This is a genomic window from Microlunatus soli (genome assembly GCF_900105385.1).
GTDB classification, from domain to species: Bacteria; Actinomycetota; Actinomycetes; order Propionibacteriales; family Propionibacteriaceae; genus Microlunatus; species Microlunatus soli.
Genome location: NZ_LT629772.1, coordinates 4,168,638 through 4,192,738, shown reverse-complemented (window position 1 = coordinate 4,192,738; position 24,101 = coordinate 4,168,638). Strand labels below are relative to the sequence as shown.

Sequence of the window (24,101 nt, the reverse complement as noted above, 5' to 3'; positions counted from 1 at the left end):
CGTAACCGTCAACACCCCCTTCGCCATTCCCGCCCGGCAGCGACCGCAGCAGCGGCACGGTGACGGTCCGGCGTGGCGGGCGACGGCGGGTGGCTGGCGGGTTGTCAGAGCCGGAGCAACTCCACCGCCGTCCGGGCCGCGGCGCCGATCGCCAGATCGACGTCCTGCTGGACGGCGGCCGGTCGGGAGGACTCGGTGAGGGCGGCGATCGCGATCCTGGATCCGTGCGTGCTGACCACGCCGATCTCGTGCCGCTGGGTGAGGAAGGTGCCGGTCTTGGCCGCGACCGCGATGTCGTCGGCCTGCAGATCGCTGGACATCCGATGCTGGAACGCCGAACGGCCCATCTGGTCCCGGATCGTGGCCGTCGCCTCGGGGACCGAGATCGTGTCCAGCCAGATCCGGGTCAGCAACTCCACCAACGCGTACGCGGTGCCGACGTTGCCGCGGTGAACGTCCAGCGAGGCGATCACGTGGCTGCCGTCGGACCGTTTACCTTCGACCGCCAACTGGGCGGCCAACCCGAAGGCGTCGCCGGACGCTCGGGTGGCGTAGTCGTACATCTGTTGGAAGCGGTGCCGCAGCACGATCGCGTCACTTCCCCAGGTCCGCAGCCGGCGGTTGACGTTGCCGATCCCGATCCGGTCCAACACCGCGTCGCCGGCGGCGTTGTCGCTGACGCTGAGCATCTGCACCAACAGATCGGCGAGCGCGATCGTGACCGGATAGCGGTAGGCCGACAGGCCGAGCCGACCGAAGGACCGGTCCTCCGGTCCCAACACGACCGGTTCGGCGCCGTCCCAGCTGCCGCGAGCGATCTTGTCCGCCGCGACCAACGCAATCGGTACCTTGACCACCGAGGCGAGACAGAACGGCCGCCGACCGGCGAAGCCGAACTCCTCGCCGGTGTCGATGTTGCGGGCCTGCAGCGCCCCGTCGATGCCGAGGGTCCGCCAGTGGCTGCGGATCTGCTCGGCCGCCGCCATCAGCTCGACGGTGCTGCCGAGCACCTCATTGCGACTCACGGTGTGTCCCACCGATCAGCGCCGGTGTCCGGCGTCGAGGAGGCCGCCCCGAGCACGACGCCGATCATGGTCAGCACCCGCTGCCGCAACGGGCCGTCCTGCAGCGCGCTCGGTATCGGGTCCCGTTCGATCAGCCGGAACCACTGCTTCAACTCCGGATCGAGCAGTCGGGTCCAGTTCAGACCATGCCGTTCGGCATTGCGTCGAGAGGTGATGATCACAGCCTGATCGGCAATCAACCCGGCTCTGGCGATCGCGCTCGTCGTCCGTCGGATCAGCCGGGGACTGACGCCGGACCGATCGGCGACAGTGCGGACAGCATCCAGGAAACCTGCATGATCATCTTCATCGGTGATCAACAATTCCCGGTGCTGGCGGCTGCCCCGATGCGGCCGCAGGTCGCCGATCCGGACTCCGTTGCTGCGCGACCCGATCGTGCCACTGATCCCCAACTCGACCGTCCAGTCAGCCGCGGTCGACGTCGTGTGCTCGATCCGCCAGCCGGGGCTCTCCGGCAGTTCATGATCATCTCCAGCGACCACCCGGGTCTCGATCCGCTGCCGCTGCAGCATGCCGACCAGTCGGGCCAAGACGTCCGGTTCGACCGAACCGGGCACCGTCAACCGGAAGGCCGGCGTCGAGATCGCGGTCACGCCGGCCACCAGATGGTCGGCCTGGTCGAGCAGCGCACGCGCCCGCGGCAGCAGCGCAGCTCCGGTATCGGACAGCGCAATCTGACGCCGACTGCGGTCGACCAGCCGGACTCCGAGATGGTCCTCCAGGGCGCGCAGCCGTCGACTCAACAACGGCTGGTCGACACCGAGCTCCTCGGCCGCCCTCGAGACACTCAATTGATCGGCGACCGCGACGAAGCCGCGCAGGTGCAGCAGCAGATCCACGAGTTCACTATGCCAGTCGACCTGGCGAAGCACCCATCAAGAGGAGTGCAGCGCGGGCCGCAGTAGCTCGTGCTGATCAGTGGTTCCCGGTATGTCGGACCATAGGTCGACGGGATTCATGCAGTGCAGACATCGGAGCAGGACGATTCGTCCTTGGACGCGACGGCATTCCGGTTGGTTGACTGTTGATCATGGTTCGGCGAACGGGCGCCGGCCGTCCGACGACTGGAGATGATCATCATGACTACCTCAACGACGCTGACCCGACGCGGTCTGCTCGGCCTCGCTGCGGGAACCGGCCTCACCCTCGCGACCGGTGGGCTCGCCACCGCCGACCCGATCCGCACCGGTCACGGCGACCTGGCCCGCCTGGAGGCCACCTATCGGACCCGGCTCGGGGTGTACGCGTTCAACGTCCGGACCGGTCGGACGCTGTGCCACCGGCCGAATGAACGGTTCCCGATCGCCTCGGTGTTCAAGACGCTGGCTGCGGCGGCGATCCTGCGTGATCATGATCGACACGGTGAGGTACTGGCCAGTCGCCGCTACTGGACCGCCGAGGAGGTGGTGGACGCCTCACCTGTCACCGAGAAGCATGTGGCAGACGGGCTGACCGTCGCCGAGTTGTGCGAGGCTGCAATCACCCAGAGCGACAACACCGCCGCCAACGAAATGCTCAAGATCATCGGCGGACCGCGCGGGCTGACACGGTTTGCTCGCAGCATCGGTGATCGGGCGACCCGGCTGGATCGCTGGGAGACCGAACTCAACTCCGCGATCCCCGGCGATCTCCGCGACACGACAACCCCGCAGGCGATCGCCGCCAGCTACGCCGAACTGGCCCTGGGCCACGTACTGATCCGCCGCGATCGACACCAACTGCTGGACTGGCTGTTGCACAACCAGACCAGCGCCGAACGATTCGGGGCCGGCGTACCCGACGGCTGGCCGCTGGCCGACAAGACCGGGTCGCCCGCCTACGGCGGCCTCAACGATGTCGGGATCACCTGGACCCCGGCCGGCACCCCGATCGTGATGGCGGGACTGAGCGTGACCGACCGGCCCGATGCTGTCATCGATCCGGCGCTGATGGCCGACGTCGCGCGGCTCTGTTGTGCCGAACTCGGCTGACCCTGAGACATGCCCGTACCCTGCGTGAGCCGGTTCGTCGATGATCGGCGGTGTTGTTCGGCCGGACCGGCTCGGCCGGGGCTTATTGCTCTCGGGCGGCGGAGGCGAGGCTCCGTCGCCGGCGCGTCACGCCGACGATGAGTGCGACGACGACTGCCAACGGCGCCATCACGAAGAGCTGTACGGCCAACATCACCGCCAGACCCACCGGTGCCGTCGAACCCTCACTGGTCACGACGGCGATGTCCATGATCAGCCCGGCCAGACCGGCGACGATCGCGTAGCCGAGAGCCGTGATCTGCACCAGCGTCGACCGGGTGATCGCCAGCACCGCCAGCGAAGCGAGGAAGGGCACCGACACCACCAACGTGCTGAGCAGCCAGGACGTCACACTCCCGGCGGTGGCACCCCCTCGCAGCGGCTGCGCCAGGAACCAGGTGAACACGTACGTCATCACGACGAACATCACCGGCACGGCCCACAACCGTCGACGGACCGTTCTGCCTTGCGAACCCATCAACGTCACCACAAATCGACCCTACCCGCGAAGGGGTCGACAACACGTCGGTCGACGGTGCCGCAACCGGGACTCCGGTTGCCGACGGTGTGAGTCGACCGACCCGCTTCGGCAACCACCTCCTGGCAACCGGTTGCCAGCTGTTGCCGGTCTATGCTTTCCTGTCTCCGTGACGTCTGCGGAGACGGGTCTGTCCGGTGGTCGAGCGGTGACCATCCATGATGTTGCCGCGCGCGCAGGCGTCGCTGCCTCGACGGTTTCCCGAGCACTGAACAATCCCGGCCGCGTCAATGCCGTCACCCGCGAACGGGTCCAGAAGATCGCCGCCGAGCTCAACTACGTACCCAGTAGCCAAGCGCGAGCCCTGTCCTCGGGCAAGACCAAGACGGTCGCGCTCCTGGTCCCCGACATCACCAACCCGTTCTATTTCGACCTGATCCGCGGCACCCAACATCAGCTCAAGGCGGCCGGCTACACCCAGGTGCTGCTGGACACCGAGGAGTCGGCCGATCAGGAATCCGGTTCACTGGACCAGCTGCAGAAGACCTGCGACGGCGTGGTGCTGACCGCCTCCCGGCTGACCGACGAACAGATCGTCACCGCTTCCCGTTCGCGGCCGCTGGTGACCATCAATCGCAACGTGCACGGGGTGCCGAGCGTTCTGATCGACTCTCCGCAGGCGATCGGCCAGGCCGTCGATCATCTCGTCTCACTCGGCCACCGACGGATCTGCTACATCTCCGGGCCGCCGAACTCGTTCTCCAACCGATGGCGGTGGCGCGCCCTGAACGAGGCGATTCGGGCCCGCTACCGATCCGGCGTCGCCCGCGATGTCGAAGCCGTCCGGGTCGGGCCCTTCTCCCCCAAGACGACGTCGGGGGCGGCGGCGGCCGACGCCGTCGTGAACTCGGGCGCCACCGCCTGCATCGCCTACAACGACCTGCTGGCGATCGGCATGCTGCGACGCTTCCGCGATCGCGGCATCGCCGTCCCCGATGAGATCAGCATCATCGGCTGCGACGACATCTTCGGATCCGATTTCTGCGATCCGCCGTTGACCACGATGACCGCACCGATCGAACAAGCAGGGCGCGCCGCGATCACCATGTTGCTCGGCCTGCTCAACCCCCTGATTCCTGGCCTTCCGGGCGGCGATCGTCTGACCGGCACGGTGCCGCAACCACGTCAGAAGATCGGTCAGCGCCGGGTGATGTTGCCGACCCACCTGACGATCCGCTCAACAACGGGCCCGGCGCCCGTTTCCGAAACGCCCGTTTCCGAAACGCCCGTATCCGAAACGCCCGTATCCGAAACCCCAGTATCCGAAACCCCAGTATCCGAATCTCCCGTGCCGCATGCACCGGAATCCGAACCGACAACGGCCGTCTCCACCGCCGATTCACCGATACCCGAGTCCGAACAACCCGCATCGAACGAGTTGAACACGTCCATGGAGGGACCCGCCCAGTGAGCACCGCCACCGCAGATCATCAGACGGCGTCAGCCGGTCGCCGCAACGGCGCGACCACGGGACGCCGGCTGGCACCGCACCCCGATCGCCTGTTGCCACCCGACCCCGGGGTACGAGCGATCGCCCGTTCGATCTACTCCTCGGTCGCCGGCGCCCCGATCTATTCGCCGCACGGCCACGTGGACGCCGCCCTGATCGCCGATAACCGCCCCTTCGGCAACCCGGCCGAACTGTTGATCACGCCCGATCACTACGTCACCCGGCTGATCCACGCGCACGGGATCGGTCTTGATCAACTCGGGGTGAAGAACCCCGACGCCGACCCGCGTGAGATCTGGCGTTTGTTCTGCTCCCATTGGGATGTGTTCGCCGGAACGGTCGTCCGTTACTGGTTCGAGAGTGAGCTCAGTGAGGTCTTCGGTATCACCGACGTGCCGAGCGCGGAGACCGCCGACCAGATCTACGATCAGCTGACCGAGCAGTTGGCCAAGCCCGAATTCCACCCGCGCGAGCTGTTCGACCGCTTCAACATCGCGGTCCTGGCCACGACCGACGATCCGTCCGCTGATCTTGCGGCGCACAAGACGTTGGCCGCCGATCCCGACTTCCACGGTGCGGTCGTCCCGACCTTCCGGGCGGACCGGTACATGTCGCCCGATGTCACAGGCTGGAAGGGATATCTCGACGAGCTGGGACAGGCCGCCGACATCGACACCGGCAGCTATGCCGGCTTGATCGACGCGCTGAAGGCGCGGCGGGCCTACTTCAAGGAGTGCGGTGCGACAGCGTCGGACTCCGGGATGCCGGACGCCTACGCCGAGCCGCTGCCGGACGCCGAGTGTGAGCGGATCCACCAGGCTGGCATCGCCGGCACCGTGACCGCCGAGGACGCCGCGGCCTACCGACGCAACATGCTCTACCAGCTGGCGGCGATGGCTGCCGAGGACGGCCTGGTGATGCAGTTGCACGCCGATGTCGTCCGCAACTACGACGACGCCTCGTTCCAGCGCTTCGGTCCGGACACGGGTCATGATCTTCCCGGGCCGTCCACCTTCACCCGCGGTTTGCGTCGGCTGTTGAACGACTTCGGCCGCAGCGAGACGTTCCGACTGGTCCTGTTCACCACCGACGAGACCGCGTTCTCCCGGGAGATCGCACCGCTGGCAGGCTTCTACCCCAGCGTGTACGTCGGCGCGCCGTGGTGGTTCATCGACACCCCGGGGGCGATCGCCCGCTTCCGGGCCGCGGCGATCGACAGCGCCGGCTTCAGCAAGACGTCGGGATTCATCGACGACACCCGTGCCTACTGCTCGATCCCCGCCCGACATGACATGTCTCGTCGGGTCGATGCCGGTTTCCTCGCCGAGCTGGTCGCCACCCATCAGCTCGCCGAGGACGAGGCCCACGACATCGCCGCCGGTCTGGTCGGGCGGATCCCGGTGAACACGTTCCGGTTGGACCGCTACGCCCGGTGATCATCATGAGCTGATGATCATGACCGACCCTGTGGTGGTCACCTCGCTGCGGTGATCACGACAGGTCGGTGCGAACGGACGATCACCGTCCGGCGACCACCGAACCGAGCAGGTCGGAGATGATCCGTCCGACCTGCTCGGACTCGATCAGGAATCCGTCGTGGCCGTGCATCGAGTTGATCACGGCCAGCGGGCCTGCCGATGGGATCAACTCGGCCAGTTCTTCCTGCTGAGCAAGGGGATACAGCCGATCTGAGTCGATCCCGGCGACCGCCGTACGGGCAGTGATCCGCGCCAGGGCCGCCGGCACACCCGCACGGCCGCGTCCGACGTCGTGGCTGTCCATCGCCCTGGTCAGCACCAGATAGGAGTTGGCGTCGAACCGTCGCGCCAGCTTCACCCCATGGTGTTCCAGATAGGACGTCACACTGTACGGCGCCGACCCTCCGTCCCGGTTCGGCTGATGCTCACGACCGAATCGTTGATCGAACTCGGGCGCGCTGCGATAGCTGTAATGGGCGAGCCGGCGGGCGACGGCCAGCCCGGCGTTCGGGGCATGATCGGTTAGGTAGTAGTCACCGCCGGCAAAGTGCTGGTCGGCGGTGATCGCCGCCTGTTGGATCGACGACAACGCGATCTGGTCGGCCGAGGCCTGTGCCGAGCTAGCCAACAGGAGAAGCCGCTGGACCCGCTGCGGATGCTCGATCGCCCACTCCAGCGCGCGCATCCCGCCGGCCGATCCCCCGATGACGGCGGCCCAGCTGTCGATCGACAGCTCGTCGGCCAGCGCGACCTCGGCCGCGACCTGATCCCGGACGGTCAGCTCGGGGAATCGGCTGCCCCACGGTGCACCGTCCGGCGCCACTGATGACGGTCCGGTGCTGCCTTGGCAGCCACCCAGGATGTTGGCCGCGACGACGTACCACCGGTCGGTGTCGATCGGTCGTCCGGGCCCGACGACGGCGTCCCACCAGCCGGCGGTCGGGTGCCCCGGGCCGGCCGGACCGGTGACGTGACTGTCACCGGTCAACGCGTGCAGGATGAGCACGGCGTTGCCGCCGTCGAAGGTGCCCCAGGTCTCGTAGCCGATCCGGACGTCGGGGATCTGCTGCCCCGATTCGAGCCGGATCGTGCCGACTGCGGCAAACCGCCGGTGTCCGATCGGATCTCCCTCCCGCCACCCGCCGGCGTCGGGAGGAAGATCATCTTGGGTCAGCGGTGTCACGGTTTGGCGGCAGCCAGTCCCGCCTCGAGGTCGGCCAGGATGTCGTCGATACCCTCGAGCCCCACCGCCAACCGCACCAGGCCGGGCGTCACCCCACTGCCGGCCTGTTCCTGCTCCGACAGCTGGCTGTGGGTGGTCGACGCCGGATGGATCGCCAGCGAGCGGACGTCGCCGATGTTGGCGACATGGCTGTGCAGGGTGAGGGCGTCGATGAACCGTCGTCCGGCCTCGATCCCACCGGGCAGCTCGAAGGTGACGATCGCGCCGGGACCACGCGGCGTGTACTTCTCCGCCAGGGCGCGGTACGGGCTGGTCGGCAGCGCCGCATAGCCGACGGTCGCGACGTCCTCTCGCTCGGCGAGCCACTGCGCGACCCGCTGGGCGTTGTCGACATGGCGCTCCACCCGCAGGCTCAAGGTCTCCAGCCCCTGGGCGAGCAGGAATGCGTTGAACGGTGCGATCGCCGGACCGACGTTGCGCAGGTACTGAACCCGCAGCTTGGTGATGTAGGCAGCCGGGCCGAGCGCCTCGGCATAGACCAGACCGTGGTAGCTCTCGTCGGGCTGGGTGAAGCCCGGGTATTTGTCGGCATGGGCGGCGTAGTCGAAGCTGCCGCCGTCGATCACCACGCCGGCGATCGCCGTACCGTGGCCGCCGATGTACTTGGTGGCCGAGTGGACCACGGTGTCCGCGCCGTGCTTCAGCGGGTTCAACAGGTACGGCGTGGCGACGGTGTTGTCGACGATGAACGGCACCCCAACCTCGTGCGCCACCGGAGCGATCGCTTCCAGGTCGAGGATGTCGCCCCGCGGGTTGCCGATCGTCTCGGCGAAGAACGCCTTGGTGTTGTCCCGGGCCGCGTCGCGCCACTGCTGCGGGTCGTTCGGTTCGGCGACGAAGCTGACCTCGATGCCCAACTTCGGGAAGGTGTGCCGGAACAGGCTGTCGGTGCCGCCGTAGAGAGAGGTCGACACGACGATGTGATCGCCGGCCTCGGCGACGTTGGTGATCGCACCGGTGGTCGCTGCCTGACCGGAGGCCACCAGCAATGCCCCGACACCTCCTTCCAGTGCAGCGAGCCGTTGCTCGACGACATCCTGGGTCGGGTTCATGATCCGGGTGTAGATGTTGCCCGGCTCGACCAGGCCGAACAGGTCCGCGGCATGCTGGGTGTCACGGAACTCGTACGACGTGGTCTGGTAGATCGGCAGAGCACGGGCGCCGGTGGTGGGGTCGGCCGTCTGGCCGGCGTGGATCTGCTTGGTCTCGAACGACCATTGCTCGCTCATGAATCCTCCCGGAAGGCTAGGGATCGGTCTCCCAGCCTGGCATGCCGCCGGCCCGGCCGGGGCCGATCTCATCATGCGGTCCGATCGATCACCAGTCGACCAGGCCGCTGCGGTGGGCGAAGATGGCCAACTGGACCCGGTTACTGACGTCGAGCTTGGTGAACATCCGGGTGAGGTGGGTCTTCACCGTCGCCTCACTCAGGAACAGGGCGCCGGCGATCTCGCTGTTGGAGCGGCCCTCGGCGACCGAGGTCAGCACCTCGCACTCGCGTTCGGTGAGCAGTCCGAGACGCGTCTTCGCTGCTCGCCGCTGCGGGTCGCGACGCTTGGTCACGTAGTGACCGATCAGGTGTGTTGTCGCCTGTGGCGACAGCATCGCCTCACCGGCAGCGACGACGCGGACGGCGTCCACGATCTCGGTCGGCGAAGCCTCCTTGAGCAGGAATCCGGTGGCACCGGCGGCCAGTGCGTCGAACACGTGCTCGTCGAGATTGAAGCTGGTGATCATAATGATCCGCGGCGGCCGGGCCAGCGCGGCCAGCGCTGCCGTCGCTTGCAGTCCGTCCATCCCGGGCATCTGGATGTCCATCAGCACGACGTCGGGAGCGTGCCGGGCGACAAGATCAACCGCTCCGCTGCCGTCATCGGCCTGACCGACCACCTCGATGCCGGGCGCGCTCGAAACGATCATCGAGATCCCCGCCCGCGCCATCGCGTCGTCGTCGATGACGGCAACTCGGATGTCTGAATCCACATCGCACATCGTAGGATCCGGTGCCGACATTTTCCGGCCGATCACGTTTTCGCTGCCGCCGGCGAGCGGCAACCCAGGACGGCACCTCATTGCTGCCCGAGCTGCTCATTCCTGCCAGGATTGCTCAGAACGACGAGGCTGCTCATTCCTGCCAAGGCAACCAGGCGGCAACGACGAAACGCCCCTGATCGGTCGGGCCGGAGCTGATCCGACCGCCGAGTGCCGTCACCCGTTCGGCCATCCCGGTCAATCCGCGGCCGGCGCCGGGCGATGGGCCGGCACTCGACGCGGCAATCGGGTTCGCCGCCTCCACGGTGACACCGATGCCCGGACCGCCGCGGACCGTGACATCCAACGGTAGCCCCGGCGCATGCCGGAGCGCGTTGGTGATCGACTCCTGCACGACCCGATACACCGCGGTGCCGAGATCGGCGGCGGCCGCCGCCGGCTGGTCCAGCAGGACGGTGACGTTGATGCCGGCTCCGGCCCGTCGGGACTGTTCGATCAGCTGCGGCAGTTCGGCCAGTCCGGGACGATTCGGTGCGAGTCGGTCGGGTTCGGAACGATCGGGCCGCGACGGCGGCTCGTCGCGCAGCACTCCGATCACCTGACGAAGATCACTCAGCGCGTCCGTGGTGGTCCCTCTGATCAACTTCGCCATCTCCGGGGCCTGCTGCGGATCGGCACTGACCTCCAGCGCACCGGCTTGCAGGTTGAGCAGCGACAGCCGGTGACCGAGGACGTCGTGCATCTCTCGGGCGATCCGTCCGCGTTCTTCCCGGCGAGTGACCTCGGTCTGCAGTTCCTGTTGCCGGACGGCCCCTCGATCGACCGCACGCCGGGCACCGATCAGCAGACCGATGCCGAGCGGGATCGCGGTCAGCAGCAGTGCGATCACCAGCACCGCCGGCAGCGGCACCACCGCGTGGTCGGGTGCGGCGCTGGCACCGAACAGCCACTGCATCGGGGCGAAGTCGGCGATCCGCTGGGCGTCGTACCACAGCGCGAGGGAGGTGGCAGCAAAGCTGACCACAGCTCCGATCACCAGCCGCAGTCGCGGTGGGTTCGCCGCTGCCAACCAGCCCAGCGCGACCAAGGTGGCCGCGGAGTCGGAGACGAAACAGATCGGCGGGATCGCGGCGACCAGGGTGACGACGAACGGCCACCGGGCTCGCCAGATCAGCAGCACGCCGGCCCCCAACGCGAGCGGAAATCCGATGATCATCCGCCAACCGCCGCCGAAGGCCTGCTGGTCACCCGCCACCGATCCTTCGGCGACGAACGCCCACAGGCTGAGGAACCAACACAGGGTGATCAGCAGGATCGTCACCAACACCTGACCGGTACGGCGAGCGACGCCGAAGAGCCGCGGACGGGCGCTTGCAGATCGGCGGGAGCCGGCCACCTGGTTGGTCACGCTGCAGAGCGTACGACGACGTTTCGGTCCGCGCAGCAGACAAAAGAAAGTCGTCCGAGATCGGGGCTGACGACTTTTGTCGTACCTCGATCGGCGCCGTTCGGGCGACGCCGGCACCGGGTCTGCATTGGTTTGCTGGTGTCACAGCCGATCCAGCGGCTGCCCCTCGTCAAGGAGTGATCATGGTCCATCAGCAGCCGCGTCAGCACGATCAGCAGCACCAGCCCGGCCCTCAGGGCTACCAGCAGCCCGGTCCCCCGCCACCCGGCTACCCACAGCCCGGCTACCAGCCTGCCGCACCGCCGAAGCGGAACTGGTTCGCCCGCCACAAGATCATCAGTACCCTGCTCGCGATCGTCGGCGTGATCATGATCATCGGCGCGATCGGCAACGGTTCCTCCGATTCGGCCGCGCCGATCGACAATGCCGTGGTCGCCGGCGACGGCAGCGTCGGCACCGACACCGGTGAACCGGCTCCGCAGGAGGCCGACCCCGACAAGTCTGATCAGAAGGACAAGAGTGCGTCGACGGCCGGGGTCGGCGACACGGTCCGGGCCGGCGACCTCCGGCTGACGGTCGCCGAACCGTCCTGCGGCAAGAAGAAGGTCGGCAGCGACTACACCGAGGCCAGGGCGCAGGGCCAGTTCTGCATCGTCACCGTCGACATCACCAACGCCGGGGACAGCCCGGTGATGATCACCGACAGCGACTTCAGCCTGTACGACGGCCAGGACCGGGAGTTCGCCACCGACTCCGAGGCGATGATCTGGAACGCGGAGTCCTCCGACATCTGGCTGGAGGAGATCAACCCCGGCAACAAGGTGTCGGGGGATCTGATCTTCGACATCCCTGAGGACGCCGACGCCGCCCGGCTGGAGCTGGCCAGTTCGGACCTGTTCGGCGAACCGGCCGTGATCAAACTCTGAAGCGATCCTCGGCGCGGCAGACAGCTGTCGACCGGCGGGTGCTCAGATCTGAGCACCCGCCAGTGGTGTGTCAGCGAAACGTCAATGAATCTCGTTAACGCGCCACCAGTTGGCGGAGCCGATTCAGGCCCCGGTGATAGGCAACCCGTACGCTGCCGGCCGACAGTCCGAGTCGGTCACCGGTGCTCTCCGCGCTGATCCCTTCGGCCCGCATCATCAGCACTGTGCGGGTACGTTCGGGCAGATGCTGCAACAGATCACGCAGTTGATCGATCGCGGAATTGTTCAGCAGGTGGTCCTCCGGTCCGGGCGCGGTGTCGATCGTCTCCGGCAGCTCGGCGACCGGGGTCGGCGCCCGCATCGCACCGCGTTGCGCATCGGCCACCTTGCGGCTGCAGATGCCGTACACCCAGGCTGCGAACGGTGCACCGCGATCGACATAGCGGGGCAGCGCGTTGTAGACCGCCAGCAGCGATTCCTGAATCACGTCGTCGGCGCTCTCCCGGCCACCGGAGAATCCTCCGAGCCGAGTCCGACAGTAGTGCGCGACCAGGGGTTCGACCTCGGCCAGCAGATCTTCGACGGCACCCGGCTCACCGGCCTGCGCCTGCTGCACCATTCCCGGACAGATACCGACCGGTGCGCCGTACAACGCTCACCCCCAAGGTGATCGACAACGTACTCCTGGCCCCCGGTGAGATGTTCAACCTATAGATGATCACGGTGGTTGTCGACGGGTGACGGCCGAGTGTCGGGAATGTTTCTGATCTTGATACGGCAACGATCGATCCAAGATCAACTGACGACGGTGTCCCGTCGACGTTCATCGCGACCAGCCGACCTGCCCGCCGACGCCGAAGGGCCCCTCCCGATCGGGAGGAGCCCTTCAGTGTTGATCAATGACCGTCGGTCAGCAGCTCAGTGGCTGTGACCCGCCGGCTCGTCCTCTTCCTCCGGCTTGTCCACCACCAGGGTCTCGGTGGTGAGCAGCAGCGAGGCGATCGAGGCCGCATTGGCCAGCGCCGACCGAGTCACCTTGACCGGGTCGATGACGCCGTCGGCGATCAGGTCGCCGTACTTGCCGGTGGCCGCGTTGTAGCCCTCGTTCGGCCCCAGCTCGGCGACCTTGGAGGTGATCACGTAGCCCTGCTGACCGCCGTTCTCGGCGATCCAGCGCAGCGGTTCGGCAACCGACCGACGGACGATGCCGACACCGAGCTCTTCGTCGGCCGACAGCCCGAGGCCGCCCTCCAACGCCGCACCGGCGTGCACCAGAGCGGCGCCGCCACCGGCGACGATCCCCTCCTCGATCGCGGCGCGGGTCGCAGAGACCGCGTCCTCGATCCGGTGCTTCTTCTCCTTGAGCTCGACCTCGGTGGCCGCGCCGACCTTGATCACGCAGACGCCGCCGGCGAGCTTGGCCACCCGCTCCTGCAGCTTCTCGCGATCCCAGTCGGAGTCGGTCCGCTCGATCTCGGCATTCAGGGTGGCCACCCGACCGGCGACGTCCTCGGCATTGCCGGCTCCGTCGACGATGGTGGTGTCGTCCTTGGTGACGACGATCCGGCGCGCACGGCCGAGATCCTCCAGGCCGATCTGATCCAGCTTGAGGCCGACGTCAGGAGTGACGACGGTGCCACCGGTGAGGATGGCGATGTCCTCGAGCATGGCCTTGCGACGATCGCCGAAGGCCGGAGCCTTGACCGCGACCGAGGTGAAGGTGCCCTTGATCTTGTTGACCACCAGCGTGGAGAGTGCTTCGCCGTCGACGTCCTCGGCGATGATCACCAGCTTGCCGGAGACACCGATGACCTTCTCCAACAGCGGCAGCAGATCGTTCATCGAGCTGATCTTGCCCTGGTTGATCAGGATGTAGGGATCCTCCAGCACCGCTTCCTGACGATCACCGTCAGTGACGAAGTACTGGCTGATGTAGCCCTTGTCGAACTGCATGCCCTCGGTGAATTCGAGCTCGGTCCCGAAGGTCTGCGACTCGTCGACGGTGATCACGCCGTCCTTGCCGACCTTGTCGAACGCCTCGGCGATCAGCGAACCGATCTCCTCGTCGCGCGACGAGACAGTGGCGACGGACGCCATGTCGGAGGTGGTCTGCACCTCACGGGCATCGCCCGCGAGCCGCTCGGTGATCTTCTCCACCGCAGCGTCGATGCCCCGCTTCAGGGCGATCGGGTTGGCGCCGGCGGCGACCGACTTCAGGCCCTCGTGCACCATGGCCTGGGCCAGCACGGTTGCCGTCGTGGTGCCGTCACCGGCGATGTCGTTGGTCTTGGTGGCGACTTCCTTGGCCAGCTGCGCGCCGAGGTTCTCGTACGGATCGTCGAGCTCGACCTCACGGGCGACGGTGACACCGTCGTTGGTGATGGTCGGTGCGCCCCACTTCTTGTCGATGACGACGTAGCGGCCCTTCGGGCCGAGCGTCACCTTGACGGTGTTGGCCAGGGTGTCGACGCCCCGCTCCAACGCCTGACGTGCTTCCTCATCGAAAGAGAGGATCTTGGGCATTGGCTGTCCCTTCTCCTACTTATCGATTCACTTGCTGACGACGGCGAGGATGTCCCGCGCGTTCAGCAGCAGCAGGTCCTTGTTGTCGTACCGGACCTCGGTGCCGCCGTACTTGCTGAAGATCACGACATCGTTCTCGGCGACGTCGAGCGGGACCCGATTGCCGTTGTCGTCGACGCGTCCGGGACCGGTGGCGAGCACCTTGCCCTCCTGCGGCTTCTCCTTGGCGGTGTCGGGAATGACCAGGCCCGAAGCGGTGGTCTGCTCGGCCTCGAGCGGCTCAACGAGGATGCGATCCTCGAGCGGCTTGATCGTGACTGCCACGTTCAAACCCCTTTCACAATGTGAGAGTTTTTATCTGTTCAAGAGTTGAAGGCGGTCCGAGGCGTCGTCGCGGGTGCCGTCCCGGTCCTGTCCATGCAACTGGCACACTCGATGGGAGAGTGCTAACGCGAGATTAGCACTCGGTTGTGGCGAGTGCCAGATGCGGCCCCATACCGGAGCGGGCCCGTACCGTGACTGCCGCGATCGGCAGCAGCGCTGGGGTGCGTCGCTGTCGGCGCCGGGCGGCATAGTGGTGGCGTGACCAGTTCCGGGCTCGCCGACCGTCCGCCGCGGGGCATCCTCGGGTTGCCCGGACGACTGCCCTACCGCGTCACCCGGACCGCGCCGTCGGATCGGCTGTCGTGGTGCATCGACCGGTTCTGGACCTCGGAGTGGGAACTGCCCCCGGGACGAGCGGTGACCGCCCGCGTGTTGCCGCACCCGACGGTCAATCTCACCTGGGAGCGTCATCCGCCGTCGGTCGGCAGCGGCGGACCGGCGACGACTCCGCGGCAACTGATCATCACCGGAGTCGCGCGGGGTGTGTTCACCCGCACCCTGACCGGGACCGACCGGGCCTTCGGGATCAAGCTCCGACCCGGCGTCGCTCGGCTGTTGACCGACGTCGCGATCACCGAGCTGTCGGGCAACGGCCAGCCTGCCGACGCCGTGTGGTCGGCGGCGCTGCGGCCGACCGGCCGGGAATTGCAGGATGCGTTGGCCGCGGCGCCGACCGACGCCGATCGGATCACCGCTGCCGAGTCGTTCTTCGCCGCGATCGACGGCCCGTCGGAGCGGTTGACCACGGTCCAGCACGGAGTCCGTGCACTGATCGGCGATCCGGCCGTCCGCCGGGTGACCGATGTGACCACGCGGCTCGGAGTCAGCGAACGGACCCTGCAACGACTGTTCGGTGAGTATCTCGGTCTGTCACCGGGTTGGGTGCTGCGCCGGGGCCGGCTGCACGCCGCCGCCGAACGGCTGATCCAACTCGCGGCCGCTGCCGGAGCCGGATCCGGACGACGCGCGGTGCTCGCCGAAGTCGCCGCGGAGTACGGCTACGCCGATCAGGCCCATCTCACCGGCGACTTCACCAAGATCATCAGGATGCCGCCGAACAGCTGGCTGAACACGTTGATCGCCGAGCACGCGATCGGCTGATCCGTCGGCGCCGGCCTTCCGGTCAACCTGTCGCCGCGCCGTCCACCCGGAGCAGCTGCGCCGAGCTGAACCGAGCCGGTTCGCCGGTGAATTCCAGCAGCGCACCCTCCAACGGGCCGAAGTTGCCGCCCCAGTCGCTGTGGTCGGCTTCGGGGAGCGCCCCGACCAGGCCGTACTCCAGATCGCCGGAGTGGCCGATGAACAGCACCCGTTCGGGCCCGTCGCCGTACGGGGTCATCAAGTCACGCCACAGGCCGGCCAAGGTGCTGGCCAGCCGGAACCGCGGGCCCTGATCGGCGCGCTGCTCGGCGATCCGGTCGGCGAGTTCCTGCAGCGGCCGGTCGGCCCGTTCCCACCGGCTGTCGGTCGCGCCGGCGATGTTCTCCTGGTCGTAGAGCGCCTCATCGGCGAGCTGGGTGACCAGCACCTGATCCACCGCGAACCCCATCGCGATCGCGGTCTCGCGGGCCCGCGGTAGCACCGAAGTCACCACCCTGGCGTACGGCCCGGCGCCCTCGCCGAGCTGCCTCGCTCGGTCGACGCCCCGCTGGGACAACTGCGAACCGCCGTTCCCCTGACGCCAACTGTGCCGCCGGACTTCGAGAAAGGACATCTGCGCAGTCTGGCACCCGGCGGGCGGCGGCGGGGCGAACCGGCCCAGGTACATTCGGGATATGGACGCGTTGCCGCTGGTGCTGGAAATCGATCTGAGTCTCGGCCTGCTGAGCGGCACACCACAGGATCCGTTGACCGCGCTGCGTTCACGCAATACGCCGCGACTGGCGCACCTGATCTCCGGTCTGCGGCATGCCGCAGACGACGACAAGGTTGCCGCGGTCGTCGTCCACGTGACACCGCTGATCAAGATCGCCGAGGTGGAGGAACTCGCGCTGGCGCTGCGTTCCTTCGCCGAGTCCGGCAAGAAGGTGATCGCCTGGACCGAGAGCTTCGGCGAACTCGGCACCGGGACGGTCCCCTACTATCTGGCGACCGCCGCCGACGAGATCTGGATGCAGCCCAGTGGAACGCTCGGCCTGCAAGGGATCGGTCTGGAGGTCGCGACGATCCGCGGCACCTTCGACAAGCTCGGGATCGAGCCGCAGATCGGCCAGCGGCAGGAGTACAAGACCGCCGCCGAGATGTACATGTCGACCGAGATCAGCGAACCCAATCGGGAGATGACCGGGCGGATCTGCGCCTCGGTGACCGAACAGGTCAGCGCAGCGACCGCGGCCGCCCGGTCGCTGGCAGCGGATCAGGTGACCGCCGCGATGGCGACCGCGCCGCTGACCGCCGAGGACGCCCGGCAGCGTGGCCTGATCGACAGGATCGGCTACCGCGACGACGTCTACGCCGCGATCCGTCATGATCATGGACGCCGGGACGGCGACGGCGAGCCGCAGGTCCGGCTGCAGTTCGTCCATCGCTACTCCCGGTCACTGGCGCAGCAGGCGGTCAGCCGGGCGCGCAAGCGGCGCCAGCCGGTGATCGCCGTCGTCGACGTGCAGGGTGCCATCGTGACCGGACGGGGCAGCAACCAACTGCCCAGCCAACGGCCGCAGGCCGGCTCAGATCTGATCACCGCGGCACTGCGTTCGGTGATCGCGGACGATGCCGTCCGGGCCGTGGTGCTGCGGGTGGACAGCCCCGGCGGCTCCTACGTCGCCTCCGATGCGATCCGGGACGCAGTGCTGCGGGTCAAGCAGTCCGGCCGTCCGGTGATCGCCTCGATGGGTGGGCTCGCAGCCTCCGGCGGCTACTTCGTGTCGATGGCGGCGGACCGGATCGTCGCACTGCCCAGCACGCTGACCGGTTCGATCGGTGTTCTCGGCGGCAAGATGGTGATCAAGGAGGCGCTGACCAAGATCGGCGTCAGTCGCGAAGCGATCGGGACGCCGGCAGCCACCATGTTCTCCTCGAACCGTCCCTTCGAACATCAGGAGTGGCAGCGGGTTGAGGCGTGGCTGGACGCCGTCTACGACGACTTCACCCACAAGGCGGCCACCGACCGCAGGCTCGATCACGCAGCCCTGGAATCCCATGCCCGTGGTCGGGTCTGGACCGGTGCCGACGCCCGCGAGCACGGTTTGGTCGACGATCTCGGCGGGCTGCGCAGCGCTATCGAGCTGGCCTGCCGGAAGGTCGGCGCCGACGTCGAGAACATCCGTGTCCAACAGTTCCCGCACTCCCCGATGCTGGCCCGGCTGAAGCCGGCCGACTCGACCGAGTCACCGACCAGCACCATGATCAGTGGCCCACGCCCGGGCCTGCTGGAGATGATCGGTACCGCCCTCGGCGTACAGCACAGCGGGGTGCTGACGCTGCCCTGGCGGATGCAGTTCCGCTGAGCCTTTCAGAGGGCTCGGCGGGCGACGAACACCACGGTGCCGTCCGGTGTCCGGCTGATGATCATGGTCGCCGAATCGGCACCTGCTGGCCGCAGCCGCTTGCGCAGCTGCGCCGGATCGACATCGATGCCGCGCTTCTTGATCTCCAAGCGGCCGACGGCATGGTCCCGTACCCACCGGCGGAGCACCTTTTCCTTGTAGGGCAGGATCTCGCTGATCTCGAAGGCGACCGCGTACGGTGTCGGAGTCAGCAGATCGCTGCTCAGATAGGCGATCTGGTCGTCGAGCAGCCACCCGCCGAGTTCGTCGGCCAGGGCACCGATGGCACCGGCTCGGATCACCGCCCCGTCCGGTTCGTAGAGATAGCGTCCCGCCGGTTGCACGGCCGGTGATCGGGGATCGGCGACCAGCCGACGATCGGGCATGATCAGGCCGGCTCGGACTCCCGGCGCACTCCCCCGGCCCGCCCACAGGCACACCTCGACGGTCTCGCCGTGATCGGTCACCCATTCGGCCTCGACGTCGTCCGGGATCTCCCGGTGCGGCAGTGCCGGGCCGAGTTTCACCCCGGCCGGCCGGCTCCCGTCCAGCAGGCCGGTCACGAACGACCAGCTCGGTGTGAAGTCCTCCACCCGCCACAGTCGGCCGGCACCGGTGCGGCGTGCCGGATCGATGAAGACGGCGTCCGAGTCCTTGATCAACTCCTCCGCCAGCTGCTCGGCATCACCGATGATCACCTGGCCCTGCGCCGAGACCAGCTCGGCGACAGCCGAGATGTTCGCCTCGGCGATCTCGGCGGTACGCTCGTCGGTCTCCACCGCGACGACGTCCAGACCTGCCCGCAGGAACGCCATCGCATCGGAGCCGATCCCGCAGCCCAGGTCCAACACCCGGGTCGCTCCGGCGTCGGCCAGTCGGTGCGCATGGTGGGCCGCGACGCTCGGCCGAGTGGCCTGCTCCAGACCGTCCCTGGTGAAGAACAGCGATCCGGCACCGGCACCGAACTTCGCGGTCGCACGCCGCCGCAGTCCGGCCTGGTCGAGTGCCAGCGCTGCGATCTCCGGATCGTGCCGGCGACGGAGTCGTGTCGCGGCGGCCAACGAGTCCGGATCCTGTTCGGCCTCCGCATCGGCCAGGGCGGCGGCCGTCAGTCCGAGCGGAAGCATGGCACCGGAGCCTACTGCCCTGGTGCCGGGAAGATCTGCCCGGCGTCCGAAGGGAACCTCCCGGCGTTCACGACCGGGACGCGCCCGATCAACGTCCGCGCAGCCAGATCCTCTATGTAGTGAGCAAGTTCTCCTATGGCGGTGCGGGATGTCCCTGGCAAATATGTGACCAGTCGACGGCAACGCGTCCGCCCGATGTCTGCTGAGCTGAGGCCATCCGGACCCTCGGTGATCTTGGTGTGCTCCGGTGCCGATCGGCACCTCGGAGCGCGCTGTCGGCAGACCGCCGGAAGCGTTCGACCGGGCCGCCGTCGGCAGTGCCACAACCTTGGAGATTCCCCAGCTGGAAACGTTGACCAGTTGGAGGTTCGGTCCATAGAGTCGGTCCATCGATCTGATTGCAACGATTCATCCGAGCTTGGGCGAACGGGTCGGAATCACCAGGAATTCGATGTCGGTGCAGTAGCGATTCGTGCCGATCAGCTTCGAAAGGAACCACGACGATGTGGGCTATCCGTCGCTGCCGTGTAGGCAGCTCTCAAGGCTTCGTACGAGTGCGATCCGTGCTGGCGTTGGTCGTCTCGATGGTGCTGGTCACCGTGCTGGCACAGGCCTGCAGTGCGGACAATCCCGGCGCAGGATCAGGACAGAGCGGTGGTGCGGGATCCGCCGGAGGCGCCGTCCGGGACGCCAAGCCGGCGGGCAACCCCGACCAGACGGCCTTCCGGCTCGGTGCGCACAACTGGGCGAGCTCGATCAGCAACAACCCGTACGCCGCCACGCCGACGCCGTATCTGGGGTTCACCATTCTCGGCCTCGGCATCATCTCCGCATCGCCCCGACCGGGCGCGAATCCGTACTACCCGGAGATGGCGGAGAGCTGGAAGCTGGACAAGCACGCGGTCACCTTCAAGCTCCGCGATCCGGCGAAGTGGCAGGACGGAAAACCCTTCACCAGCAAGGATGTCGTCACCAGCCTGCTGATCGCCGGTCTCAACTACAACTCGGTCTGGGCCGGAATCACCTCGGTGGAGACTCCCGATGAACACACCGTCACAGTGAAGCTGCAGGACTGGGTGGTTCCGGAGAATGCGCTGGAGAAGCTGCTCAAGGTCAGTATGGTCTCCGACGCGCAGTTCGGGCAGTTCGTCCCGTCCGACGGGTTCGACAGCCAGCTGCGGAGCTATTGGAAGCTCTACAACATCCTGAAGCCGACGGCGCAGAGCATCGACAAGGCAGCCAACAGCGCAGCGGGCAAGAAGATCGCCGCCGCCAGCGGGAAGCTGGTGAAGTTCAGCCCGAAGACCTTGATCGGCAGCGGTCCGTACACCATCAAGAGCGCCAACGTCAGCGGCGTGTTGTACGAGAAGTGGTCCGGCTTCTGGGACGCGAAGAAGATCAGCGCGCCCTACTTCCAGATCTACCCGATGAGCACGGCGACCGAGTTCGGCGCCGTCCTCGGCGGCAGCATCGATCAGCAGACCGACTCGGCGTTCAACAATCAGCAGGCGGATCGGCTGAACAAGTCGGGTGTGGCGCACTACGGCGTGATCCCGACGCCGGTGCAGCAGATGAGCCTGATCCTCAACTTCTCCCACTACCCGTTCAACCTGCTCGAAGTCCGGCAGGCGATCGCGCACGTGATCGACCGCAAGGATCTGTCCAAGCGTGACATGGGCGGCGGAACGCTGGTCCAGAGCCCGCCGGTGGAATACCCCGACGGGATCAACTACCAGCACGCCAAGGACTACATCACCAAAAAACAGTTCGCCAAGCTCAACCCCTACGAGCACGATGAGAAGAAGGCAGCGTCGCTGCTGACCAAGGCCGGCTTCACCAAGAAGAACGGCAAGTGGTTCACCCCCAAGGGCGAGCAGTTCAAGTTCACCCTGGCAGAACCGGCGGGACAGTCCCAGTACGAACAGGACGGTCTGATCATCGCGGGCTACCTGAAGAAGTTCGGGATCGACGTCGAGGTGCAGAACGTCGAGTCCGGCACCTGGGGTGTGAAGGCGCAGGGCGGTGACTTCGATGCCACCCAGGACTTCATGGACTGGGGTCAGGCGCGGACGCCGATGGCCGACTTCGCCGCCGGTTTCGGTCAGGCCACCTCGCCGTCCTGGAACTACCCGATCTCGCACAGCGGCAAGGGACCGTGCAAGTGCGGGATCGGCATCGGCCCGGAAGCCGACGTGCCCGGGATCGGCACAGTGAACATCGCCGCCGAGCTGAATCGCGAGGTCCAGCAGGAACCGCCGGAGACCTGGGCGAAATACACCTGGGCCTGGGCGCAATGGGTCAACCGGGAACTGCCGATCATCGGCCTGTACGACAACGCCTTCCACACGATCTACGGGACCAGTCGATACACCAAGTTCCCACCCCAGTCGGAGAAGTGGATGTGGACGGTGCTGACCGGCGGCAACGAGCAGATCATCTGGATGCAGGAAGGCTACCTCCAACTGAAGTAGCAGGGCCGGAAACCCTTCACAGTAAGGAGCTGAACGTGTTCGGTTACGTGCTACGCCGCGTGCTGATGGCCCTGGTGACGATCTTCGTGATCGTGTCACTGTCGTTCTGGATGATCCGCTTGATGCCGGGCAATCCGATGGAGTTCCTGGAGTTCCAGCTGCGACAGCAGGGCAATGTGAGTCCGGACCAGATCCGTCAGCAGGTGCAGGCGATCTACGGGGTGATGCCGACCGGTCCGATCTGGCAGCAGTATCTGACCTACGTCGGCAACATCTTCCGCGGCGACTTCGGGCAGTCCCTGCTCAATCCGGGACAGAGCGTGCTCAGCATCATCACCACTGCGCTGCCGTGGACCCTGGTGCTGGTGGGCATCTCGCTGATCATCAGCTTTGCGATCGGGACCGCGGTCGGCACCCAGATCGCGGCCCATCCGGACAAGCTGCTGTCCAAGATCGTCACCGGCGTGGTGTCGTTCCTGTCGTCGGTGCCGCACTACCTGATCGCCATCGTCGCGATCTACCTGTTGGCCGATCTGCACCACATCTTCCCGATCACCGGCGCCTACTCCAACAACGTCACACCAGGGCCCAACCTGCCCTTCATGGCCAGCGTGGTCTATCACGCCACGCTGCCGATCGCCTGCTACGTGATCACCTCGTTCGCCGGCTGGGCGTTGAACATGAAAGGAAGCGTGACCAACATCCTCGGCGCCGACTACGTCCGGGCGGCCGAGTCCCGCGGACTCAGCGATCACCGGGTCACCCAGACCTACATCGGACGGAACGCCATGCTGCCGATGGTGACGAGTCTGGCCCTCGCGCTGGGCGGCATGTTCGGCGGCTCGGTGTTCATCGAGACGTACTTCTCCTACCCCGGACTCGGCTTCAAGCTGATCTCGGCGGTCAACTCCCGCGACTATTCGCTGATGATGGGATGCTTCATCCTGATCACCACGGCAGTGGTGTTCGCCAACCTGATCGTCGATCTGCTCTACCCGTTGATCGATCCACGGATCGTCAAGCCGGTGTCGCGCAGGAAGCGCCCGGTCAGGCCATTGCCGATCGCTCCGGGAACGGGCCCCACCGTGGCGACGAAAGCGTAGGTGAGCGGTGATGGATTTCCTCAAGGACTTCTGGCGGATCCTGCGTGACGACACGACGGCCCTGGTCGGCGGCAGCATCGTCGTGATCTACCTGCTGGTGGCGATCTTCGGCCCGATGCTCTTCCACGTCGAGGATCTGCCGATGAGCCAGCCCTACCTCGGGCCGTCGCTGAAGCATCCGTTGGGCACCGACTTCCTGGGCAACGACACATTGACCAGCCTGGTCGTCGGCACCCGACCGGTGATCGAGGTCGGCCTGGCCACCGCGGTGATCGTGATCTCCGTCGGCGTGGTCGTCGGCCTGTTCAGCGGCTACGTCGGCGGCGTGGCCGACTACGTGATCATGCGGGTCACCGACATCTTCCTGACCATCCCCGGACTTCCGCTGATCATCGTCATCGCCAGCATCGTGCACACCCAGAGCCCGTGGCTGCTGGCCGTCATCCTCTCGGTGACGGCCTGGGCCGGCCTGGCGCGAGCTGTTCGTTCCCAGGCCCTGAGCATCCGGACGTCGGACTTCATCGACGCCGCACGAGCACAGAACCTGCGGATGGGCAACATCATCGGCCGACAGCTGCTTCCCAACGTCGGCCCCTACGTCGCGATCCACTTCCTGCTGGCGGTGACCGGAGCGATCTATGCCCAGGTCGGGCTGTTCGTCCTCGGCATCGCGCCGGTCAGCGGAACCAACTGGGGGACCATGATCAATCTCGCCGTGAACCAGGGGGCGCTCTACACCAGCGACAGCATGACCTACCTGTTCGCACCGATGACCGCGATCGTGTTGCTGCAGATGGCCCTGGTGATGTTCTCCCGGGCGTTGGACAAGGTCTTCAATCCTCGGTTGAGGGTGCAGTGAGATGACTGTTCATCACT

Annotated in this window: 21 protein-coding genes; 9 read left to right on the top strand and 12 right to left on the bottom strand. The window is 66.8% G+C overall.

The window, feature by feature from the left end:
- Positions 1-104: 104 nt before the first annotated feature.
- Both BLU38_RS19190 and BLU38_RS19185 read right to left on the bottom strand, forming a co-directional pair.
- On the bottom strand, positions 105-1,025 hold the full coding sequence (locus BLU38_RS19190; RefSeq protein WP_231919932.1) for a serine hydrolase: 921 nt from the start codon (positions 1,023-1,025) through the stop codon (positions 105-107).
- A complete protein-coding gene (locus tag BLU38_RS19185; protein ID WP_157683564.1) occupies positions 1,022-1,924 on the bottom strand; it encodes a LysR family transcriptional regulator in 903 nt (300 codons plus the stop codon). Before BLU38_RS19185 ends, BLU38_RS19190 begins: the two co-directional genes overlap by 4 nt.
- Positions 1,925-2,164: 240 nt before the next feature.
- On the opposite strand from BLU38_RS19185, the gene bla reads away from it, so the two are divergent.
- Entirely contained in the window at positions 2,165-3,055 is an 891-nt protein-coding gene (bla, locus tag BLU38_RS19180; RefSeq protein WP_091532777.1) for a class A beta-lactamase, read from the top strand.
- 82 nt (positions 3,056-3,137) lie between these two features.
- Here the strand turns inward: bla and BLU38_RS19175 are convergent, their stop codons facing one another.
- Positions 3,138-3,572 carry a hypothetical protein gene (locus BLU38_RS19175; protein WP_157683563.1) on the bottom strand — a complete coding sequence of 145 codons (435 nt, stop codon included), beginning with the start codon at positions 3,570-3,572 and terminating at the stop codon, positions 3,138-3,140.
- Between the two features lie 133 nt (positions 3,573-3,705).
- Here BLU38_RS19175 and BLU38_RS19170 point away from each other — a divergent pair, with 133 nt between their 5' ends.
- Positions 3,706-5,043 (top strand): LacI family DNA-binding transcriptional regulator, encoded by a 1,338-nt coding sequence (locus tag BLU38_RS19170; protein WP_231919931.1) that lies wholly within the window; start codon positions 3,706-3,708, stop codon positions 5,041-5,043.
- Positions 5,044-5,111: 68 nt separating this feature from the next.
- Positions 5,112-6,518, top strand: a complete 1,407-nt coding sequence (gene uxaC, locus BLU38_RS19165; RefSeq protein WP_091532773.1) for a glucuronate isomerase — start codon at positions 5,112-5,114, stop codon at positions 6,516-6,518.
- Positions 6,519-6,600: 82 nt separating this feature from the next.
- Here uxaC and metX read toward each other — a convergent pair whose 3' ends face one another.
- The 4 genes from metX to BLU38_RS19145 form a co-directional block, all read right to left on the bottom strand.
- On the bottom strand, positions 6,601-7,743 hold the full coding sequence (gene metX, locus BLU38_RS19160; RefSeq protein ID WP_091527056.1) for a homoserine O-acetyltransferase MetX: 1,143 nt from the start codon (positions 7,741-7,743) through the stop codon (positions 6,601-6,603).
- Positions 7,740-9,032 (bottom strand): bifunctional o-acetylhomoserine/o-acetylserine sulfhydrylase, encoded by a 1,293-nt coding sequence (locus BLU38_RS19155; protein WP_091527055.1) that lies wholly within the window; start codon positions 9,030-9,032, stop codon positions 7,740-7,742. The genes metX and BLU38_RS19155 overlap by 4 nt, the downstream gene beginning before the upstream one ends.
- An 88-nt stretch (positions 9,033-9,120) precedes the next feature.
- Positions 9,121-9,795, bottom strand: a complete 675-nt coding sequence (locus tag BLU38_RS19150) for a response regulator (protein ID WP_091527054.1) — start codon at positions 9,793-9,795, stop codon at positions 9,121-9,123.
- Between the two features lie 133 nt (positions 9,796-9,928).
- Positions 9,929-11,203, bottom strand: coding sequence for a sensor histidine kinase (locus BLU38_RS19145; protein ID WP_091527053.1), 1,275 nt, complete (start codon positions 11,201-11,203; stop codon positions 9,929-9,931).
- A 182-nt stretch (positions 11,204-11,385) separates the two neighbouring features.
- On the opposite strand from BLU38_RS19145, the gene BLU38_RS19140 reads away from it, so the two are divergent.
- Positions 11,386-12,129, top strand: a complete 744-nt coding sequence (locus tag BLU38_RS19140) for a DUF4352 domain-containing protein (protein ID WP_157683562.1) — start codon at positions 11,386-11,388, stop codon at positions 12,127-12,129.
- A gap of 94 nt (positions 12,130-12,223) precedes the next feature.
- On the opposite strand, the gene BLU38_RS19135 is transcribed toward BLU38_RS19140, so the two are convergent.
- The 3 genes from BLU38_RS19135 to groES all read right to left on the bottom strand — a co-directional run bounded on the left by BLU38_RS19135 (position 12,224) and on the right by groES (position 14,976).
- Entirely contained in the window at positions 12,224-12,748 is a 525-nt protein-coding gene (locus tag BLU38_RS19135) for a sigma-70 family RNA polymerase sigma factor (RefSeq protein ID WP_091527051.1), read from the bottom strand.
- Between the two features lie 299 nt (positions 12,749-13,047).
- A complete protein-coding gene (gene groL / locus BLU38_RS19130; RefSeq protein ID WP_091527050.1) occupies positions 13,048-14,652 on the bottom strand; it encodes a chaperonin GroEL in 1,605 nt (534 codons plus the stop codon).
- A gap of 27 nt (positions 14,653-14,679) precedes the next feature.
- Complete coding sequence (gene groES, locus BLU38_RS19125) at positions 14,680-14,976, bottom strand: co-chaperone GroES (RefSeq protein ID WP_091527049.1); 297 nt, start codon at positions 14,974-14,976, stop codon at positions 14,680-14,682.
- 258 nt (positions 14,977-15,234) lie between these two features.
- On the opposite strand from groES, the gene BLU38_RS19120 reads away from it, so the two are divergent.
- On the top strand, positions 15,235-16,137 hold the full coding sequence (locus tag BLU38_RS19120) for an AraC family transcriptional regulator (RefSeq protein WP_157683561.1): 903 nt from the start codon (positions 15,235-15,237) through the stop codon (positions 16,135-16,137).
- Positions 16,138-16,159: 22 nt separating this feature from the next.
- Here BLU38_RS19120 and BLU38_RS19115 read toward each other — a convergent pair whose 3' ends face one another.
- Positions 16,160-16,750, bottom strand: a complete 591-nt coding sequence (locus tag BLU38_RS19115) for a phosphoglycerate mutase family protein (protein WP_157683560.1) — start codon at positions 16,748-16,750, stop codon at positions 16,160-16,162.
- Positions 16,751-16,811: 61 nt separating this feature from the next.
- On the opposite strand from BLU38_RS19115, the gene BLU38_RS19110 reads away from it, so the two are divergent.
- Positions 16,812-18,485, top strand: coding sequence for a S49 family peptidase (locus tag BLU38_RS19110; RefSeq protein ID WP_091527046.1), 1,674 nt, complete (start codon positions 16,812-16,814; stop codon positions 18,483-18,485).
- Positions 18,486-18,490: 5 nt separating this feature from the next.
- Here the strand turns inward: BLU38_RS19110 and BLU38_RS19105 are convergent, their stop codons facing one another.
- Positions 18,491-19,651, bottom strand: a complete 1,161-nt coding sequence (locus BLU38_RS19105; RefSeq protein WP_091527045.1) for a THUMP-like domain-containing protein — start codon at positions 19,649-19,651, stop codon at positions 18,491-18,493.
- A 554-nt stretch (positions 19,652-20,205) separates the two neighbouring features.
- Between BLU38_RS19105 and BLU38_RS19100 the strand changes: the two genes are divergently transcribed.
- The 3 genes from BLU38_RS19100 to BLU38_RS19090 are packed head-to-tail and all read left to right on the top strand — an operon-like array spanning position 20,206 to position 24,084.
- Complete coding sequence (locus tag BLU38_RS19100; RefSeq protein WP_157683559.1) at positions 20,206-22,122, top strand: ABC transporter substrate-binding protein; 1,917 nt, start codon at positions 20,206-20,208, stop codon at positions 22,120-22,122.
- A gap of 35 nt (positions 22,123-22,157) precedes the next feature.
- On the top strand, positions 22,158-23,225 hold the full coding sequence (locus tag BLU38_RS19095; RefSeq protein WP_157683558.1) for an ABC transporter permease: 1,068 nt from the start codon (positions 22,158-22,160) through the stop codon (positions 23,223-23,225).
- A 10-nt stretch (positions 23,226-23,235) separates the two neighbouring features.
- Positions 23,236-24,084: an ABC transporter permease gene (locus BLU38_RS19090; protein ID WP_091527042.1), complete on the top strand. Its 849-nt coding sequence runs from the start codon at positions 23,236-23,238 to the stop codon at positions 24,082-24,084.
- Positions 24,085-24,101: the final 17 nt, after the last annotated feature.

What these genes read in the sequence shown, in the direction of transcription:
- BLU38_RS19105 (WP_091527045.1), bottom strand. Translation starts at nt 19,651, where the DNA reads ATGCTTCCGCTCGGACTGACGGCCGCCGCCCTGGCCGATGCGGAGGCC.
- BLU38_RS19110 (WP_091527046.1), top strand. Translation starts at nt 16,812, where the DNA reads ATGGACGCGTTGCCGCTGGTGCTGGAAATCGATCTGAGTCTCGGCCTG.
- BLU38_RS19140 (WP_157683562.1), top strand. Translation starts at nt 11,386, where the DNA reads ATGGTCCATCAGCAGCCGCGTCAGCACGATCAGCAGCACCAGCCCGGC.
- BLU38_RS19090 (WP_091527042.1), top strand. Translation starts at nt 23,236, where the DNA reads ATGGATTTCCTCAAGGACTTCTGGCGGATCCTGCGTGACGACACGACG.
- bla (WP_091532777.1), top strand. Translation starts at nt 2,165, where the DNA reads ATGACTACCTCAACGACGCTGACCCGACGCGGTCTGCTCGGCCTCGCT.
- BLU38_RS19150 (WP_091527054.1), bottom strand. Translation starts at nt 9,795, where the DNA reads ATGTGCGATGTGGATTCAGACATCCGAGTTGCCGTCATCGACGACGAC.
- BLU38_RS19155 (WP_091527055.1), bottom strand. Translation starts at nt 9,032, where the DNA reads ATGAGCGAGCAATGGTCGTTCGAGACCAAGCAGATCCACGCCGGCCAG.
- BLU38_RS19115 (WP_157683560.1), bottom strand. Translation starts at nt 16,750, where the DNA reads ATGTCCTTTCTCGAAGTCCGGCGGCACAGTTGGCGTCAGGGGAACGGC.
- BLU38_RS19135 (WP_091527051.1), bottom strand. Translation starts at nt 12,748, where the DNA reads ATGGTGCAGCAGGCGCAGGCCGGTGAGCCGGGTGCCGTCGAAGATCTG.
- groL (WP_091527050.1), bottom strand. Translation starts at nt 14,652, where the DNA reads ATGCCCAAGATCCTCTCTTTCGATGAGGAAGCACGTCAGGCGTTGGAG.
- BLU38_RS19175 (WP_157683563.1), bottom strand. Translation starts at nt 3,572, where the DNA reads ATGGGTTCGCAAGGCAGAACGGTCCGTCGACGGTTGTGGGCCGTGCCG.